The organism is Rathayibacter sp. CAU 1779 (assembly GCF_054551755.1).
Window position 1 is genome coordinate 379,584 of sequence record NZ_JBTOLK010000003.1, and the last position, 14,905, is coordinate 394,488.

Consider the following 14,905-nt stretch of genomic DNA (forward strand, 5'->3'; position numbering starts at 1 on the left):
CATCAACGGCTACGGCTTCGGCGGCGCCACCGCCTTCTGCACCATCGAGTGGATCTGGTCGAAGTTCGGATCCGTAGGATCCACTGTCGGCGGCACGAGCTCGAGGTTCTGCACCGGCAGCTTTCGGGTCTTCATCCCGAGGTCGACGAAGTAGCCGAGCATCGACTGCGGTATGTCAGTCTTCATCACCTGCTGACCGGCCTTGGCGATGTCCTGGAACTTCGTGACGACATTGACGGGCGTCACCTGCTTGAGGATCGCGTTCTCCAGCTCGCGCTGCCTTGCCATGCGGTCGTAGTCGCTGGTGGATTCGCGCGAGCGTGCATACCACTGCGCCGTGTAGCCGTTCATGTGCTGTACGCCTGGCTCGATCCATCCGGTGACGCCGACGAGGTTCTCATCACCGCCGATGGGCAGCTTCTCCTTGACGTCGATGGTCACTCCGCCGAGGGCATCCACGAGCTGCGCGAAGCCCTCCATGTCGATGAGCACGTAGTACTGGATCTTCAGGCCGGTGACTCCTTCGAGCGCGTCGCGCATGGCCTCGATGCCCGGTTCACTGTTCTCCTTGCTGGCGTCGGGATACAGCTTGGACTTGTAGAGCTCGACCTCGGTGTAGATCGAGTTCAGCTGGCAGACGTCGACGTCGCAGTCGTCGTCGTAGCCATAGCCGTCCGGGTAGAGCTTCTGCATAGGTGAGCCGTCGCTGAACGGCACGGGATCGAGGTCACGGGGCACGCCGATCGAGACCGCTTGACCTGTCGAGGCGTCGATGCTCAGCACGGACATGCTGTCCGGTCGCATCCCGTCGCGGTCGGGTCCGGAGTCTCCGCCGAGCAGCATGATGTTGTATCGTCCGTCCACCGGCGGCTGCGACGGCCCCGCCGAGAAGATTCCGGACAGCGCTCCGCGAGCGCTTCCGGCGACCACGGCGCCGTACGCGGCCGTCCCAGACACGCCGACCAACAGCACGATGGAGAACGCCGCGATAGCGGCGCGAGCCGACGGCCGCGCCTTCACCAGTCGCACCAGACGCAACGTGTCGAGCGTGAGCCAGACCCACAGCACGGCGTATCCGAAGAGAAGAATCTGCAGCACCCAGAGCGCAAGCGTCTGCGTGAAGATCGCATACAGGATGCTCGGGTCGAGCAGGTAGACGACGAACGCGGCGATCGCAGCCGCCCACAGCACGAACGTGGTGACCAGCCCGAACCGACCGATCTTGCGGTTGCCGGCGAGCACCTGCGCGCTGCCCGGCATGATCACGTTGAACGCGACCAGCCACCAGCCGCGCCGCGTCATCACGTCGCTGGAGCCCTGGTTCGGGTACCGGATGGGATACCGGGTCGGCTTGACGATACTCATAGCGATGCGATGAGGTCAGCGTTCTTCTGTTCGACGAGTTCGACGAGTCCGGCGGCGTAGTCCGCAAGCCGGCTGGTGAGCGCTTCATCGCTCGTGGCGAGGATGCGGGCGGCGAGGATCCCCGCGTTCTTGGCTCCGCCGATGGCGACGGTGGCGACCGGGATGCCGGCCGGCATCTGCACGATCGACAGCAGCGAATCCATGCCGTCGAGGCGCGATAAGGGGACAGGCACGCCCACGACGGGCAGCGTCGTGACAGATGCCAACATTCCCGGGAGCGCTGCCGCTCCCCCCGCTCCGGCGATGATGACCTTGATGCCGCGGGAGGCGGCATCCTTGCCGAAGGCGATCATCTTCTCCGGCGTGCGGTGGGCTGAGACCACCTCAACCTCGTACGGTACGCCGAACTCGGCGAGCTCATCGGCCGCGGCCTTCATGGTCGCCCAGTCGGAATCCGACCCCATCACGATGGACACGAGCGGGGATACGGCGGACGGCGAGGTGGCCGGCGGCTCAGTGGAGTTCACGCTGGGCATGCAATCCAGGCTAGATGTCACTGCTGGAAGAAGGCCGCTGCGCCACGCGCCTGGTACGCCACCTCGTCGAGGTCGTCGCCTGAGACCGTGACGTGGCCGACCTTGCGCCCGGGACGCGACTCCTTTTCATAGCTGTGGAACTTCGCAGTCGGATGCTCGCGCATAGCGCCCGCATACCGGTCAGGCATGGTCGCACCCTCCGGCCCACCCAGCACGTTGATCATCATCGACCAGGGACGCAACGTGCCTGTTGCACCCAGCGGAAGGTCGAGCACCGCGCGCAGGTGCTGCTCGAACTGGCTCGTCGTGGATCCGTCGATCGTCCAGTGCCCGCTGTTGTGCGGACGCATAGCGAGCTCGTTCACGAGCACCCGGTCGTCAGTCGTCTCGAATAGCTCGACCGCGAGCATTCCCGTCACGCGGAGACCTTCCGCGATCCGCACGGCGATATCCTCGCTGAGCTCAGCGACATGTCCGGCGGATGCTGGCGCGGGCGCAACGACTTCCGCGCAGATCCCGTCGCGCTGCACCGTCTCCACGACCGGCCAGGCGACGATCTCTCCAGACGGACGGCGCGCCACCTGCTGCGCCAACTCACGGCGGAAGTCGACGAGCTCCTCGACAAGCAGCGCTCCCCCGTTCCCGTCCTCGGCGAGGGCGGTGAACCAGTCGTCTACATCGGTGGCGGCGTTCACGACGCGCACGCCCTTGCCGTCGTATCCACCGCGGGCGGTTTTGACGACCGCGCGGCCGCCGTGCTCGTCCAGGAAGGCGGCCAGCTCGGTGGGCGTCTCGACAGCGGCCCAGTCCGGCACAGGGAGGCCGAGCTCGGACAGCTTGGCCCGCATCACCAGCTTGTCCTGCGCGTACTGCAGCGCATCCGGACCCGGATGAACAGGGATGCCCTCGTCGACGAGCGCCCGCAGCACGTGCTGAGGAACATGCTCGTGGTCGAAAGTGACAACGTCGACGGTACGAGCGAAAGCGAGTACCGGCTCGAGCTCCCGATAATCGCCGACCGCGGATTCAGCGATCTTGGCCGACGTCCCTGGCGCTTCCGCCAGCACATTGATGCCCACGCCCAGCTCGAGCGCTGCGGGGATCATCATCCGCGCCAGCTGTCCGCCACCGATCACACCGACTGTCTTGACCACTCGGAAAGCCTATCCGGCGCGCGAGCAATGCTCGGGGGCGCGTCTGTGGTAAGGAACCTTCCCGCTCGAACGTAGAATCGTCGAGGCAACCCGACAGAACGGCATCCGAGTGCGAATCATCAAGTACGTCTACGACCGACTCGTGCGCTACGCACTGAAGTTCGGAGTCGTCGGAATCATCGGCTACGTCGTAGATGTCGCGATCTTCAACGCCTTGCGTCTCGGTGCCACTGGAACCGACCATTTCTTCCAGAGCCCGCTGGGCGCGAAGATCGTTTCCGTCGCCGTTTCCACCCTCGTCACCTGGTTCGGGAACCGATACTGGACGTTCCGAGAGCACCGCCGGAAGAACTTCATGCTGGAGCTCCTAGAGTTCACGGTGATCGCTGTCGCTGGCCTCGGCATCAGCCTGCTCTGTCTGTGGATCTCCCACTACGTGCTCGGATTCACGTCCCTTGCAGCAGACAACATCTCGGCGAACGTCATCGGCCTGGTGTTGGCCACACTGTTCCGCTTTCTCATGTACCGCTACTGGGTGTACGGCCACCACCGCAAGGATGGGCTGACCGCGCGTCGTGAGCGCGAGGCAGAGGCTGCCGCCATGTCCATCTTCGAATCCGACGAATCAGCATCGAAGGACGCAGCCAGCCTCGGTTGAACGGGGGTGAGGATGCGAGGCTATCGATCGGTTCGGTGACGCCTGCGTGCCCGCTCAGCCGTTCTGCCTGAACGCTGAGACGACTCACCACAACCTCGAATAACCTCGTGCCGGACGCGCAAGTACACACAGCCCGTGATGGGAGCGAATGCGATGACAGCAGACACGGGGAACAACCGCGTCGATCGTGGCCGCCGCTGGCTCCCTCAGGTGGCACAGTTGATCAAGTTCGGCGCCGTCGGGGGCGTCGGCGTCGCGGTCAACGTGGCGGTCTTCAATGGGCTGTGGCTCACGGTCTTCAACCCGGAGCGGATGCCGCACGGGCCGATCCTTGCCACCATCGTCGCCACTCTCGCGGCCATCCTGGTCAATTGGCTGGGCAATAGGTACTGGGCATTCGCCGCTGAGCGGCAAGGCAACACGGCACGCGAAGGACTCGAGTTCCTGCTCGCGAGCCTCGTCGGGATGTGCGTCCCCTTGCTCTGCATCGCCGTCTCCCGCTACGTGCTCGGATTTCACACGCTCCTCGCCGACAACGTCGCAAGCAACGTAGTCGGCCTTGCGCTGGGAACATTGGTGCGTTTCGTGCTCTACAAGTTCTGGGTCTATTCCCCTCGGCGCTCTGCCCGTCGCGACTCGCTTGCGACCTCGGGTGCACAAGAGCCGGGATCCGCAGCTACCGGTGGCGTCGCGGTCGTGACCGTCGACGACACGATTGACTGAGAGTCGGATTCCGGGCGCTGAACGATGCCGGATTCCGGGAAGCAACCCGCTGCGAGTCAGTTCGTCTGTTCCGTCGACGCGTAGATCGGGCCAGTCGACCACGGCGACGGGTACATCCGCTGGCTGTTCTCCATCAGGTCGTGCAGAGCTTCGGACACGATCTTGGCGTGCGGTACATCGTGCAGCCGGGCGAGGGTCGGCTGCTCCGGCACTTCGATGGTGATCGTGCCGCTCCGGAACAGAGCCTGCAACCACGAGCTCCGAAGCGTGACCGTGTAGCCACGACTGTGCAACATTTCGCGCCGCTCACGTGAGAAGAGGCCTCGTCGCACGATCACTCGCCGAGTGGTGATCGTGTATCTCGTCGTCAGCCATTTTCCCAAAGGGAGAAGGAATACGAGGACGGAGAGAAGGGCAGCGCCGCACCAGATGGCGAGTGCGATCCACCCGCCGAACGCGGACGCGAAATACGCCGCCGTCCCACAGATCACAACCAGTGCCAAGGATGGCCAAAACAATCGGCGGGCGTGTTGACGGAGCCGCGCCACCACCCGTTCGGCGGGTGGCGCGGTGAACCCGTCGGTCAGTGCCATAGGGCCATTAATACCGCAGGTGTGTCACATCTCCCGCGGAGACCGCCGTGCGCCGCCCATCGGCATCGATGAGCAGACGACCGGTCCCGTCGATGTCGACGGCGACTCCCACCAGATCTGCGGCTCCGGGGAGTTGTACCCGCACACGCTGGCCGAGAGTCGTGCAGGCCGCCCGCACCGCGTCTCGAATTCCGCTCGCGTCGGCATCGCCGCCCGCCCCTGCGAACGGGGAGAACGTGCCCTTCAATACGGCCAGATACCTGGAGAGTACGAGATCCGGAGACGTCTCTCCGCCTTCTATGAACATCGAGGTCGCGGTCGGAACCGGCAACTCGGCCTCCGTCATGGAGAGATTCACGCCTGCCCCGATGATGACTGCACGATTAGGGAGGACTTCGGCCAGGATCCCGCATACCTTGCGTGCGCCGATCAGGATGTCGTTCGGCCATTTCAACTCTGCTTCGACGCCGGATGCTCGCAACGCGCGGGTCATCGACAAGCCCGCTAGCAGTGGAAGCCAGCCAAGACTCTCTGATGCGACCAACCCCGCGGCCTCGGGGCGCAGCAGCACGGAGGTAGCCAGCATCGTCCCCGGCGGCGCGCTCCAGCTCCGGCCGAGGCGACCACGTCCCGCCGTCTGCACATCCGTCGCAAGAACGCTGAACTCCGGCCATTCGTCGTCTGGTCCGAGGCGAACCGCTTCGGCCAGGTCGTCGTTGGTGGAGGTGGATCGTTCTCGCCATTCGACGCGAGCCGACACGAGGGCGGTGAGTGGCAGGTACATGAGCCCATTCTGGACAAGCGGGCCGATGGCCCGACAATCCACACGTGTCTGGCTACGCTCGAAACGATCTGCTTCGCGACCCGGGGGATGAGCGATGCGCCAGCACGGCAATGTCCACGTTCTGCTTTCCATCGGTCTCTGCTGCATCGTGACCGCGTCATGGTGGTTGGGGGGCACTTCGATGCCGGCTTCCGCCGAGACACCCTTGACTCCCGCAGCGACGGATACTCCGACTGCGACACCGACGACACCGACGACACCGACGACCATACCGGGGTCTACAACGCTGCCGTCGACTGGTGCGGACAGGGATCCGAGCCTGGCCGAGATGAATGCAACCCATAACCACACGATGGGCTCGACGGTGCCATTACATGCGACAGCCGTCACCAAGAGCGCCCAATCCGCGCCCGTCACTCCGCCTGCGGCCACGTCGACGCCGGGAGCGCTGGCACGGAACACGGCAACGATCGGGCCGGCCGTGTCCGTCATGGCGACGGCGCCAACGGGCACGCAGGGACTCGACGTCAGCGGCTGGCAGACACTCACCAGGAGCGACTGGACCACGATCTGGAACAACGGCGCGCGATTCGCCTATGTGAAAGCAACCGAAAGCACCGACTACACGAGTAGCCAGTTTTCGGAGCAATACAACGATTCCGCAGCTGCCGGCCTGATCCGGGGTGCTTATCACTTCGCGACGCCAGACACCTCATCGGGCAATGCACAAGCGAACTACTTTGTTGCACACGGCGGCGGTTGGTCAGCAGATGGCGTCACGCTACCGCCGCTCCTTGACATCGAATACAACCCGTACGGCACCACCTGTTACGGACTCAGCCAAGCGCAAATGGTGTCTTGGATCACCGACTTCTCGAACACCGTGCAAGCTCTGACGGGTCGGCTCCCCGCGATTTACAGCACGACCGATTGGTGGACCCAGTGCACCGGCAACAGCTCGATCTTCGTGAACAACCCTCTGTTCATCGCGCGCTATACATCGAACGTCGCCGGTGGTCCCGGAACGCTCCCTGCGAGTTGGTACCAGTACACCTTCTGGCAGTGGGCCGACTCCGGGACATTCCCGGGTGACCAAGATGTGTTCAACGGTTCGCTGCTCGACCTCCAACGATTCGCCTCGACGAATAACGTGAAGACGGTCCAGCCGGCCGTCGCACCATCGTTGGGCAGAAACGTGGCGTTGGCGGAGACGTCGGGGGGAAAGCTCTACCTGTTCTGGAAGAGCAACAACGGCGACCTGTGGATAAAGACGAGAACGGGTACCACTTGGTCCGTTTCGACCGATACAGGGCTGTGGATCGGACCCGGCAGTGGACTCAGCGCTTCGATCACCGGTGCGGGGCAGATGATCGTCGTCTGGCGAGGCGGTGATGCCGGGATCTGGACCACCACAAGCTCGGATGGCGTCAATTGGAGTGCCGTCACTGAGATCCCATCGGCGGGTGCCAACGCCACGCCGGGAGGCCCGTCTGTTGCACTCGCATCCGACGGAACAGCCTACGTCTTCTGGCGCGGTCAGAACGATCACCTCTTCCAAGCCATCCGCAACGATGGAACGTGGTCCGGGTGGATTGGCCTCGGTGCATACGTCGGACCGGCGGCCGCATTATCCTCTGGAGTGGACGCGGCCGGATGGACCTACGTGTTCTGGCGAGGCGGTGACAGCAACCTCTGGGAAGCCAACTGGACAGGTAGCTATTGGACCGGCGAGCACCGAATTGTCACCACGGGAATCAGTGGTGGCGTCCAATCCGAGGTGGGCGTGGCAGTGTCCGCCGCTGCTGTTCAATACGTCTTCTGGCGCGGTCTGGACGGGAATCTGTATCAGACGATCTGGGACGGATCGCGGTGGCGTCCGTTCTACGGAATAGGCGCCGCAGTCGGCCCAGGCACCGCGATCGCAGCAACGGTCGACACAAAAGGTGCGACGTCCGCATATTGGCAAGGCGGCGACAACGGAATCTGGGGTGCTTACTGGACAGGCTCAGCGTGGACGGGCGCTCAAACGCTGCCAGCAGGGTAGCGTCCGTTGACCCGGACCTTCGGTTGATACCGCGCCGTTTACCATCCATCTTTTGTGCCATTCCCCCAACCGGTCCCGCCAACCCCCACCAAGTACAGTGAACAGGTGACCGACATCTCCACCCCCGACGCCGCCGGTGCCGCCGAGGCGCTGAGCGACGCCGCGCCCGATACGTCCACCGCCGGCAAGATCGCGGACCTCAAGGTCCGGTACCACGAGGCCGTGACCGCCAGCGGGCTGGCCGCCATCGAGAAGCAGCACGCCAAGGGCAAGCTGACGGCGCGCGAGCGCATCGAGCTGCTGCTCGATCCGGGCTCGTTCGTGGAGCTCGACGAGTTCGTTCGCCACCGCACTCACGCGTTCGGCATGGAGAACAAGCGTCCGTATGGCGACGCGGTCGTCACGGGGCTGGGCACCATCCATGGCCGGAACGTGGCTGTGTTCAGCCAGGACTTCACCATCTTCGGCGGCTCGCTCGGCGAGGTCGCCGGCGAGAAGATCATCAAGGTCATGGACCATGCGCTGAAGACGGGCGTGCCGATGATCGGGATCCTCGACTCCGGTGGGGCGCGCATCCAGGAGGGCGTCGTCGCCCTGGGCAAGTACGGCGAGATCTTCCGGCGCAACACCCAGGCATCCGGCGTCATCCCGCAGATCTCCATCGTGATGGGGCCAGCAGCCGGCGGCGCCGTGTACTCCCCCGCGCTCACCGACTTCGTGATCATGGTCGACAAGTCGAGCCACATGTTCGTCACCGGCCCGGATGTCATCAAGACCGTCACCGGCGAAGACGTCGGCTTCGAGGAGCTCGGCGGCGCGCTGACGCACAACAAGGTCTCCGGTGTGAGCCATTACCTCGCATCCGACGAGCAGGATGCCCTCGACTACGCCCGAGGGCTGCTCAGCTTCCTGCCCGACAACAACATGACCGACGCCCCCGTCTACGAGGCGGAGGCTGAGCTCGAGATCACGGATGCCGACCGCCGGCTCAACGAGGTCATCCCCGACTCCCCAAACCAGCCGTACGACGTGACGACGATTATCGAACACATCGTCGACGACGCCGACTTCCTCGAGGTGCAGCCGCTGTTCGCCCCGAACATCGTGATCGGATTCGCTCGCGTGGAGGGCCGCTCCGTCGGCATCATCGCGAACCAGCCGAACGCCATGGCAGGAACGCTGAACATCGATGCCGGCGAGAAAGCCGCACGGTTCGTGCGCTTCTGCGATTCGTTCTCGATCCCGATCCTCACGCTCGTCGACGTTCCCGGCTACCTTCCCGGCACCGACCAGGAGTGGACAGGTGTCATCCGACGCGGCGCGAAGCTGCTGTACGCCTACGCGGAGGCCACCGTCCCGCTGGTCACTGTCATCACGCGCAAGGCCTACGGTGGCGCATACATCGTGATGGGATCCAAGCAGCTCGGAGCCGACATCAACCTCGCCTGGCCGACCGCGGAGATCGCGGTCATGGGCGGTCAGGGCGCGGTGAACATCCTGTACCGCGGCGAGATCAAGCGCGCAGAGGAGGCCGGCGAGGACGTCGCTGCCGTGCGCACGAAGCTGGCGAACGAGTACACGTACAACGTCGCATCCCCGTTCCTGGCCGCCGAACGCGGCGAGCTCGACGGAGTCATCGAGCCGGCGGCGACCCGCGTGTCCGTGACCAAGGCGCTGCGCGCGCTGCGCTCGAAGCGGGCGACGCAGCCGCCGAAGAAGCACGGCAACATCCCGCTGTGACGGTCCGGGACTGAGAGGAACAGCCATGGCGAGGCACAGCACGCACACCGAGGTGGACGCCTCGCAGATCGTGTTCCGCACCGGCGGACTGACCGAGACGGAGATCGCGGCAGTGACGGCCGTGCTGACGGCGACGCTGCGTGAGCAGGCCGCCCACGACGAACCCTCAGCGGATGCCGCGACAACGGCCTGGCAACGCGATCAGCGGAACCTGCGCGCGCCCTTGCTGCGAGGCGACGGCGCCTGGAATGCCTGGCGCTGACGCCCCTTGCGTTTGAGCCCCGATTTGTACCCCGATTTGGGATTCGGAGGACACGTCGCCCGCGAATACGCCAGAAAACTGTCCCCCGATTGTCCCCCTAAATGACGACTTTCCCTCTTGCGTGAACCCCATCATTATTGATGTTGCTAGGTGTCTCTCATCTGAGATTCACCGCCATTCATTCGCCGACTAGGGTAAGCGGGCGAGTGTTTTGGGGGCGAGTCGGGGCGATATTCGGGTTGTCGCCCCGACTCGGGGCTTCCGGAGGGCGTCGGTCATCGGACCGGCACCCTCCGATGCATTTGTCGCACTGCCCGGGCCGGGCTTATCGGCGGCTTATCGGCCAGAACGTGTGGATGGGTTTGGGCGTGTCATGTTCGTCCTGTCCAGAGTTGTCGGTTCCAGAGGCCTCGGCTTATCGGCCAGAACGTGTGGATGGGTCCCGTGCCCGGTGCAGCCCCTGCGTCTCGAAACTGCTGTCCCGAATCGTCGCTACCGACACCTCGAAGCGATCATTCGGGACAGCAGTTCGGTGTGATGGAACTAAAAGTGGTGCTTATCGGCGGCATATCGGCTTATCGACCAGGTCGGTAACTCCCCGTCCTGGCAGAATCCGACTCCCTCACAGAATGTGGCCATCGCCACCCGTCATGAGCAGTTTCCGTCATCGAGACGCGCCCTCCAGACGTGTCTCGATCCGTGAGCAGAAGCCTCACTGGGGGTTGGCTGCCGGGATGGACGGATGCCGCGGGATCTCCAGCCAGAGCTCCACCTCGTCGTCGGCCCCCTCGGACTCGGCCGCGGCCGCGTCGACGGCGTCGCGGGGTCCGACGGAGCCGTCGGCATCCGTCGGAACGTGCGCTCCTGATCGGAGGCCGACGACGGTGACGGCGACAGAGGATCCGCTCTCCACGGTGCGCACGATGTACTTGTCCGCTTCCGAGTGCTCGAGCGCCGCGGCGAGTCGTGCATGGATGCGTCCGAGATCCGCGTCGTCCATTCCGTCGAGGCCACCGTCGTCGAGCAGCACCACGGATGCTCCGCGCCGCCGCGCGGCGAGAATCCGCTCCCGAACGCTGTCGTCGAGCAGGGCGCGTCCACGGATCTCGTCCCTCATGCCCGCCTCGAGGAGGAGGCATTCAGCTCGTTCCTCGTCGGTGAGCATCCCGCCGCTCTCCGCGATACGGATGAGAAGCGGAGCGGCACGTCGATAGGTCTCGTCGAGGCGGCGCTGTCGCTCGATCACGTGCGCCTCCTGCTCGGCGTGCCATTCGACGACCTGGCGTTCCGCGCGGGAGAACCGCGAAGCATCCCGCGCCATCGAGCCCAGCGCGCGCGTCACGACCGCCGCGGCGGCCACCCACACGACGCTCCCGATCACGCCGTATCCGCCGAGCGCGACGATGCCGGCGAACGCGACGGTGTGTGCCACAAGGAACGCGATGCCGAGCCAGGCGAACAGGCTGCGACGACGCACGATCACGATGGTCATCAGCGTGCCGATCGCCGCCACGTACCACGTGGCATATCCGTTCTCGCGCGACTGGTCGAGCTGGCTCGCGACGAGAACCGGCACGGCCAGCGACACGGCGAGATCGAACGCTGCGATCCACACAGCGAGGACGACGCGGCGCGTGTCCGCGAGCGAGAGCGCTGTGGCGGCGACGTAGAGCGAGATCGCCACGATGACCGGGGCGGGATGGTGGTATGCCGCCATCGAGGTGATCGCGAGCACCACGTGATAGACGGAGAACACGGCGGCGAGGACCACAAGGATGCCGCGGGAAACGGTGATCATCCGACATCCTCCTTCGACGGCCACCACCGCAGCCGCACCGTCGTGCCCCTGCCCGGCGCGGAATCGATGGATGCCTCGCCCCCGGCAAGTGCGACGCGCTCGCGGATCGACACCTCGAGACCGAGCCGCTCCGGGGGGATCAGCCCGATGTCGAATCCCGTTCCGTCATCGGTGACCACCACGAGGACACCGCCGACTTCGGTCGGCTCAACCTGGAGACTGCGCCGCACGAGCACCCCGCCCGCGTGCTGGGCACTGTTCACCATCGCCTGGACGGTCGCCGAGTACAGCGCCTCCGCCACGCTGACCGGGATGAGGGCATCGGTGCGGATGCGGGGAACGATCGAGAACGGCACGGTGAACGAGCGGGCTGCGGAGATGATCCGATCCCGCAACCTGCTGATCGGGATGGCGTCGAGCGCCCGGCCGGGACGCGCCAGCGGGGCCGACGTGTCGAGGTGGCCCAGCGCATCCTCCGCCATCGACGAGGAGATGGTCATCGCCTCGGGAGTGTAGGCATGTGCGGCGGAGAGCAGCGTGGTGAGCACGCTGTCGTGCACGATGGCATCCACCTCGACGCGCTCCGCGGCCAGGGCGTGAGCCCGCACCGCCACCTCGTAACGCTCGAGGGCGGCCGTCTGGCTCGCGTCCACCCTGCTTGCGGCTTGTCTCAGCATCGTCATGATCGCCAGCAGCAGTGTCGCGAAGATGACGGCGTACAGCGAGTCGAGCACGGCGGTCTCGATCGCATCCGGGCCGGCGGTGAACGAGAGCACGAAACCGTAGAGAACCGGCGCGAGGATCGTGTAGATCGCCGCCCAGACGAACGACATCGCGACCGCAGCACAGGCTGTGGCCACGGTCAGCAGATTCCACAGCCAAGGGCGGGTTCCGACGAAGTAGTCAGGGTCGGTGATGCCGCACTCCCACAAGGCGAGTGCGACGACGTAGGCGAAACAGAAGACGAGGGCTGCGGCTCGTACCGTTCGGCCGGCGATCGAGGCGACTCCGAGCCACGCGAGCGAGATGAAGAGCACACAGGCCACCACCGTCGTGTAAACGGGATCGAGGTGTGCCGACTGGGTGATGATGGCCGGAATGACCTGCACGCCGAACACCCAGCTGAAGCCGGCGACGGCGCGCGCTCCGAGCCGTTCGACCCGGGCTCTGGTCAGCGGGCTCGCCGTCGCCGCCGAAGGGATGGCCGGGGCCGACGGGTCAGCGCTTGCCATCCGAAGCGCCGGGAATGACCGGCCCGTCGGGTGCGAGGCCCGGCAGGATGCCGTCCTCCACCGCCCGCCGCAGCAGGTCCACCTTCGTCGGCGCCGGACGCCCGACCTCGACGTACTTCGTGCGCACGCGGTCGAGGTATTCACGAGCAGTGGAGTGGGCGACTCCGAGCTGCTCGGCGACGGCCTTCAGCGGCAGTCCGGATGCGTAGAGGTGCAGCACGTCACGCTCGCGCCGGCCGAGCTGGGCCTTGGCGAACTCGCTGTCCGCGTCGATGGCGCTCGCCCACTCGAGGTTGTTCAGCACCTCGCCGGCCGCCACCGACTTGATGGCGGCGATGAGTGTCGTGGTCGGCGCCGACTTCGGGATGACCCCTGCCGCGCCCGCCGCAAGCGCCTCCCGAACGCTGGCGACCTGATCCGCGATGCTGTGCACCAGCACTCCGGCGCCGGTGGCCTGGACGCGCTTCACGTTCTCGGTGATGCTGGATCCGTCGCCGAGCGACAGGTCGAGCACCACCACGTCGCATCCGGTGTCGGGGAGCTCTTCGAGCATCGCGCTCACGGCGGCACCCGTGGCGACCACGTCGTAGCCCGCGTCGTGACATGCGGCTCGCAGTCCGAGGCGCACGGACTCGTGGTCGTCGACGATCCCCACCCGCACCATGGACTCAGCTTATTGGTACGCCCGTCCCCGCCGGGCGTACCGCGGTAGACGGAGCAGGCTTTGCCTGGTCAGTCGGCGCGCGTGAGCGAGGCCACGACCTCCACGTGGTGAGTGTGCGGGAACAGGTCGAAGGCGCGGGACTGACGCAGGACGTACCCGCGCTCGCGAAGCCACTTCAGGTCGCGCGCGAAGGCGACGGGATCGCAGGCGACGTACACGAGTTGCGCCGGGCGGAGTTCGGCCAGGGTCTGGATCACCTCGCGTCCGGCGCCGCTGCGCGGCGGGTCGAGCACGACGGTTCCCGCGGCCAGTCGCGCACGCTCGCCGGCAGTCGAACGCGTGCTGAGTTCACGCAGGAAGGTCTCGACACGAGCGGTCACCGTCTGCGCGCCGAGCCAGTCGGCGAGGTTGGCGGCGGCGTGGTCTGTGGTGTGCTCGTCCGATTCCACGCTCGTGATCCTGGTCGTCGGCCCGAAGCGGTCTCCGATGGCTGCCGCCAGAAGGCCGACGCCCCCGTAGAGGTCGAGGTTGTAGGCACGCGGGTCGAAGAGCGAGTCGTCGACGGCATCGTGCACGGCCGCGGTCAACACCTCGGGCGCCTTGCGGTGCACCTGCCAGAATCCCGTCGCGGCCAGAGCGAAACGGCGGTCGCCGACACGCTCGTGAATGACCCGCGGAGGCTGGTGCGTTGATCCGGTGGCATCCCGTCTGATCACCGAGACGAAACCCTCGCTGGTGACCGTCACATCGATCGAACCCGCCCTGGACTGGGTCTCCCCGAGCGGCGCCGCGCGCTCGACGGCGTCGATGGCCAGCGGCAGATCCGTGACAGGTACGACACGGTGCGACCGAGCGGCATAGGGACCGACGTTGCCTGCGTCGTCGATCTGCAGCTTCACGCGACTCCGCCAGTGCAAGCCGTCCCGCTCGGCGTCGCCGGGCGCCGGCTCCACGATCGGAGCCTCGTCGACGCCGGCCATACGGCTGAACGCGTCCACGATGACGCGGTGCTTGAGCTCGCGCTGGAACGGCAGCTCGATGTGGCCGAACTCGGCTCCCCCTGCTCGGTCTGCCGGATCCCGATCGACCGATGCCGCCGACCAGACATGCTCGCGCCGATGTTCGGATGGCTCGAGCACGCGTACCGTCTCCGCACGCCAGAAGCGATCATGCCGAGTGTCCGATACACGCGCCACCACGCGTTCGCCTGGCAGCGTGTCGCTGACGAAGACGACCCTGCCCTCGTGCCGTGCGACGAAGACGCCGCCGTGAGCGACACCGGTGATCTCAAGCTCGAGATCGACCGGATCCGCGACCACCGCCGGAGCGGCGTTCCGCGGGCGATTCGGGCG

Annotated in this window: 14 protein-coding genes; 5 read left to right on the top strand and 9 right to left on the bottom strand. The window is 65.8% G+C overall.

All coding sequences use genetic code 11. The annotated features are described in order from the left end of the window. Window positions 1-9 precede the first annotated feature (9 nt). The 3 genes from ACX9R5_RS15895 to ACX9R5_RS15905 are packed head-to-tail and all read right to left on the bottom strand — an operon-like array spanning window position 10 to window position 3,055. Window positions 10-1,365: an LCP family protein gene (locus tag ACX9R5_RS15895; protein WP_459410016.1), complete on the bottom strand. Its 1,356-nt coding sequence runs from the start codon at window positions 1,363-1,365 to the stop codon at window positions 10-12. After that, entirely contained in the window at window positions 1,362-1,901 is a 540-nt protein-coding gene (purE, locus tag ACX9R5_RS15900; RefSeq protein WP_459410017.1) for a 5-(carboxyamino)imidazole ribonucleotide mutase, read from the bottom strand. Before purE ends, ACX9R5_RS15895 begins: the two co-directional genes overlap by 4 nt. A 17-nt stretch (window positions 1,902-1,918) precedes the next feature. Beyond that, window positions 1,919-3,055 (bottom strand): 5-(carboxyamino)imidazole ribonucleotide synthase, encoded by a 1,137-nt coding sequence (locus tag ACX9R5_RS15905; RefSeq protein ID WP_459410018.1) that lies wholly within the window; start codon window positions 3,053-3,055, stop codon window positions 1,919-1,921. A gap of 109 nt (window positions 3,056-3,164) precedes the next feature. Here ACX9R5_RS15905 and ACX9R5_RS15910 point away from each other — a divergent pair, with 109 nt between their 5' ends. Then, on the top strand, window positions 3,165-3,713 hold the full coding sequence (locus tag ACX9R5_RS15910) for a GtrA family protein (RefSeq protein WP_459410019.1): 549 nt from the start codon (window positions 3,165-3,167) through the stop codon (window positions 3,711-3,713). 153 nt (window positions 3,714-3,866) lie between these two features. Beyond that, a complete protein-coding gene (locus ACX9R5_RS15915; protein ID WP_459410020.1) occupies window positions 3,867-4,436 on the top strand; it encodes a GtrA family protein in 570 nt (189 codons plus the stop codon). A gap of 56 nt (window positions 4,437-4,492) precedes the next feature. Here the strand turns inward: ACX9R5_RS15915 and ACX9R5_RS15920 are convergent, their stop codons facing one another. Both ACX9R5_RS15920 and ACX9R5_RS15925 read right to left on the bottom strand, forming a co-directional pair. Then, entirely contained in the window at window positions 4,493-5,029 is a 537-nt protein-coding gene (locus ACX9R5_RS15920; RefSeq protein WP_459410021.1) for a PH domain-containing protein, read from the bottom strand. A 7-nt stretch (window positions 5,030-5,036) separates the two neighbouring features. After that, window positions 5,037-5,813 (bottom strand): biotin--[acetyl-CoA-carboxylase] ligase, encoded by a 777-nt coding sequence (locus ACX9R5_RS15925; protein WP_459410022.1) that lies wholly within the window; start codon window positions 5,811-5,813, stop codon window positions 5,037-5,039. A 328-nt stretch (window positions 5,814-6,141) separates the two neighbouring features. Between ACX9R5_RS15925 and ACX9R5_RS15930 the strand changes: the two genes are divergently transcribed. The 3 genes from ACX9R5_RS15930 to ACX9R5_RS15940 all read left to right on the top strand — a co-directional run bounded on the left by ACX9R5_RS15930 (window position 6,142) and on the right by ACX9R5_RS15940 (window position 9,859). Next, the gene (locus ACX9R5_RS15930) at window positions 6,142-7,857 is read left to right on the top strand and encodes a GH25 family lysozyme (protein ID WP_459410023.1); all 1,716 of its coding nucleotides are present in this window, start codon (window positions 6,142-6,144) and stop codon (window positions 7,855-7,857) included. A 114-nt stretch (window positions 7,858-7,971) separates the two neighbouring features. Beyond that, window positions 7,972-9,597 carry an acyl-CoA carboxylase subunit beta gene (locus ACX9R5_RS15935; RefSeq protein ID WP_459410108.1) on the top strand — a complete coding sequence of 542 codons (1,626 nt, stop codon included), beginning with the start codon at window positions 7,972-7,974 and terminating at the stop codon, window positions 9,595-9,597. Between the two features lie 25 nt (window positions 9,598-9,622). Further along, complete coding sequence (locus tag ACX9R5_RS15940; RefSeq protein ID WP_459410024.1) at window positions 9,623-9,859, top strand: acyl-CoA carboxylase subunit epsilon; 237 nt, start codon at window positions 9,623-9,625, stop codon at window positions 9,857-9,859. A gap of 712 nt (window positions 9,860-10,571) precedes the next feature. Here the strand turns inward: ACX9R5_RS15940 and ACX9R5_RS15945 are convergent. The 4 genes from ACX9R5_RS15945 to ACX9R5_RS15960 all read right to left on the bottom strand — a co-directional run bounded on the left by ACX9R5_RS15945 (window position 10,572) and on the right by ACX9R5_RS15960 (window position 14,872). Next, the gene (locus ACX9R5_RS15945; protein WP_459410025.1) at window positions 10,572-11,657 is read right to left on the bottom strand and encodes a hypothetical protein; all 1,086 of its coding nucleotides are present in this window, start codon (window positions 11,655-11,657) and stop codon (window positions 10,572-10,574) included. Next, window positions 11,654-12,889 carry a sensor histidine kinase gene (locus ACX9R5_RS15950; RefSeq protein WP_459410026.1) on the bottom strand — a complete coding sequence of 412 codons (1,236 nt, stop codon included), beginning with the start codon at window positions 12,887-12,889 and terminating at the stop codon, window positions 11,654-11,656. The genes ACX9R5_RS15945 and ACX9R5_RS15950 overlap by 4 nt, the downstream gene beginning before the upstream one ends. Beyond that, entirely contained in the window at window positions 12,876-13,553 is a 678-nt protein-coding gene (locus tag ACX9R5_RS15955) for a response regulator transcription factor (protein ID WP_459410027.1), read from the bottom strand. The genes ACX9R5_RS15950 and ACX9R5_RS15955 overlap by 14 nt, the downstream gene beginning before the upstream one ends. 68 nt (window positions 13,554-13,621) lie before the next feature. Next, complete coding sequence (locus ACX9R5_RS15960; protein WP_459410028.1) at window positions 13,622-14,872, bottom strand: class I SAM-dependent RNA methyltransferase; 1,251 nt, start codon at window positions 14,870-14,872, stop codon at window positions 13,622-13,624. Window positions 14,873-14,905: the final 33 nt, after the last annotated feature.

Coding starts and splice junctions, on each gene's coding strand:
- ACX9R5_RS15915 (WP_459410020.1), top strand. CDS start 3,867: ATGACAGCAGACACGGGGAACAACCGCGTCGATCGTGGCCGCCGCTGG.
- ACX9R5_RS15930 (WP_459410023.1), top strand. CDS start 6,142: ATGAATGCAACCCATAACCACACGATGGGCTCGACGGTGCCATTACAT.
- purE (WP_459410017.1), bottom strand. CDS start 1,901: ATGCCCAGCGTGAACTCCACTGAGCCGCCGGCCACCTCGCCGTCCGCC.
- ACX9R5_RS15925 (WP_459410022.1), bottom strand. CDS start 5,813: ATGTACCTGCCACTCACCGCCCTCGTGTCGGCTCGCGTCGAATGGCGA.
- ACX9R5_RS15945 (WP_459410025.1), bottom strand. CDS start 11,657: ATGATCACCGTTTCCCGCGGCATCCTTGTGGTCCTCGCCGCCGTGTTC.
- ACX9R5_RS15955 (WP_459410027.1), bottom strand. CDS start 13,553: ATGGTGCGGGTGGGGATCGTCGACGACCACGAGTCCGTGCGCCTCGGA.
- ACX9R5_RS15920 (WP_459410021.1), bottom strand. CDS start 5,029: ATGGCACTGACCGACGGGTTCACCGCGCCACCCGCCGAACGGGTGGTG.
- ACX9R5_RS15895 (WP_459410016.1), bottom strand. CDS start 1,365: ATGAGTATCGTCAAGCCGACCCGGTATCCCATCCGGTACCCGAACCAG.
- ACX9R5_RS15940 (WP_459410024.1), top strand. CDS start 9,623: ATGGCGAGGCACAGCACGCACACCGAGGTGGACGCCTCGCAGATCGTG.
- ACX9R5_RS15950 (WP_459410026.1), bottom strand. CDS start 12,889: ATGGCAAGCGCTGACCCGTCGGCCCCGGCCATCCCTTCGGCGGCGACG.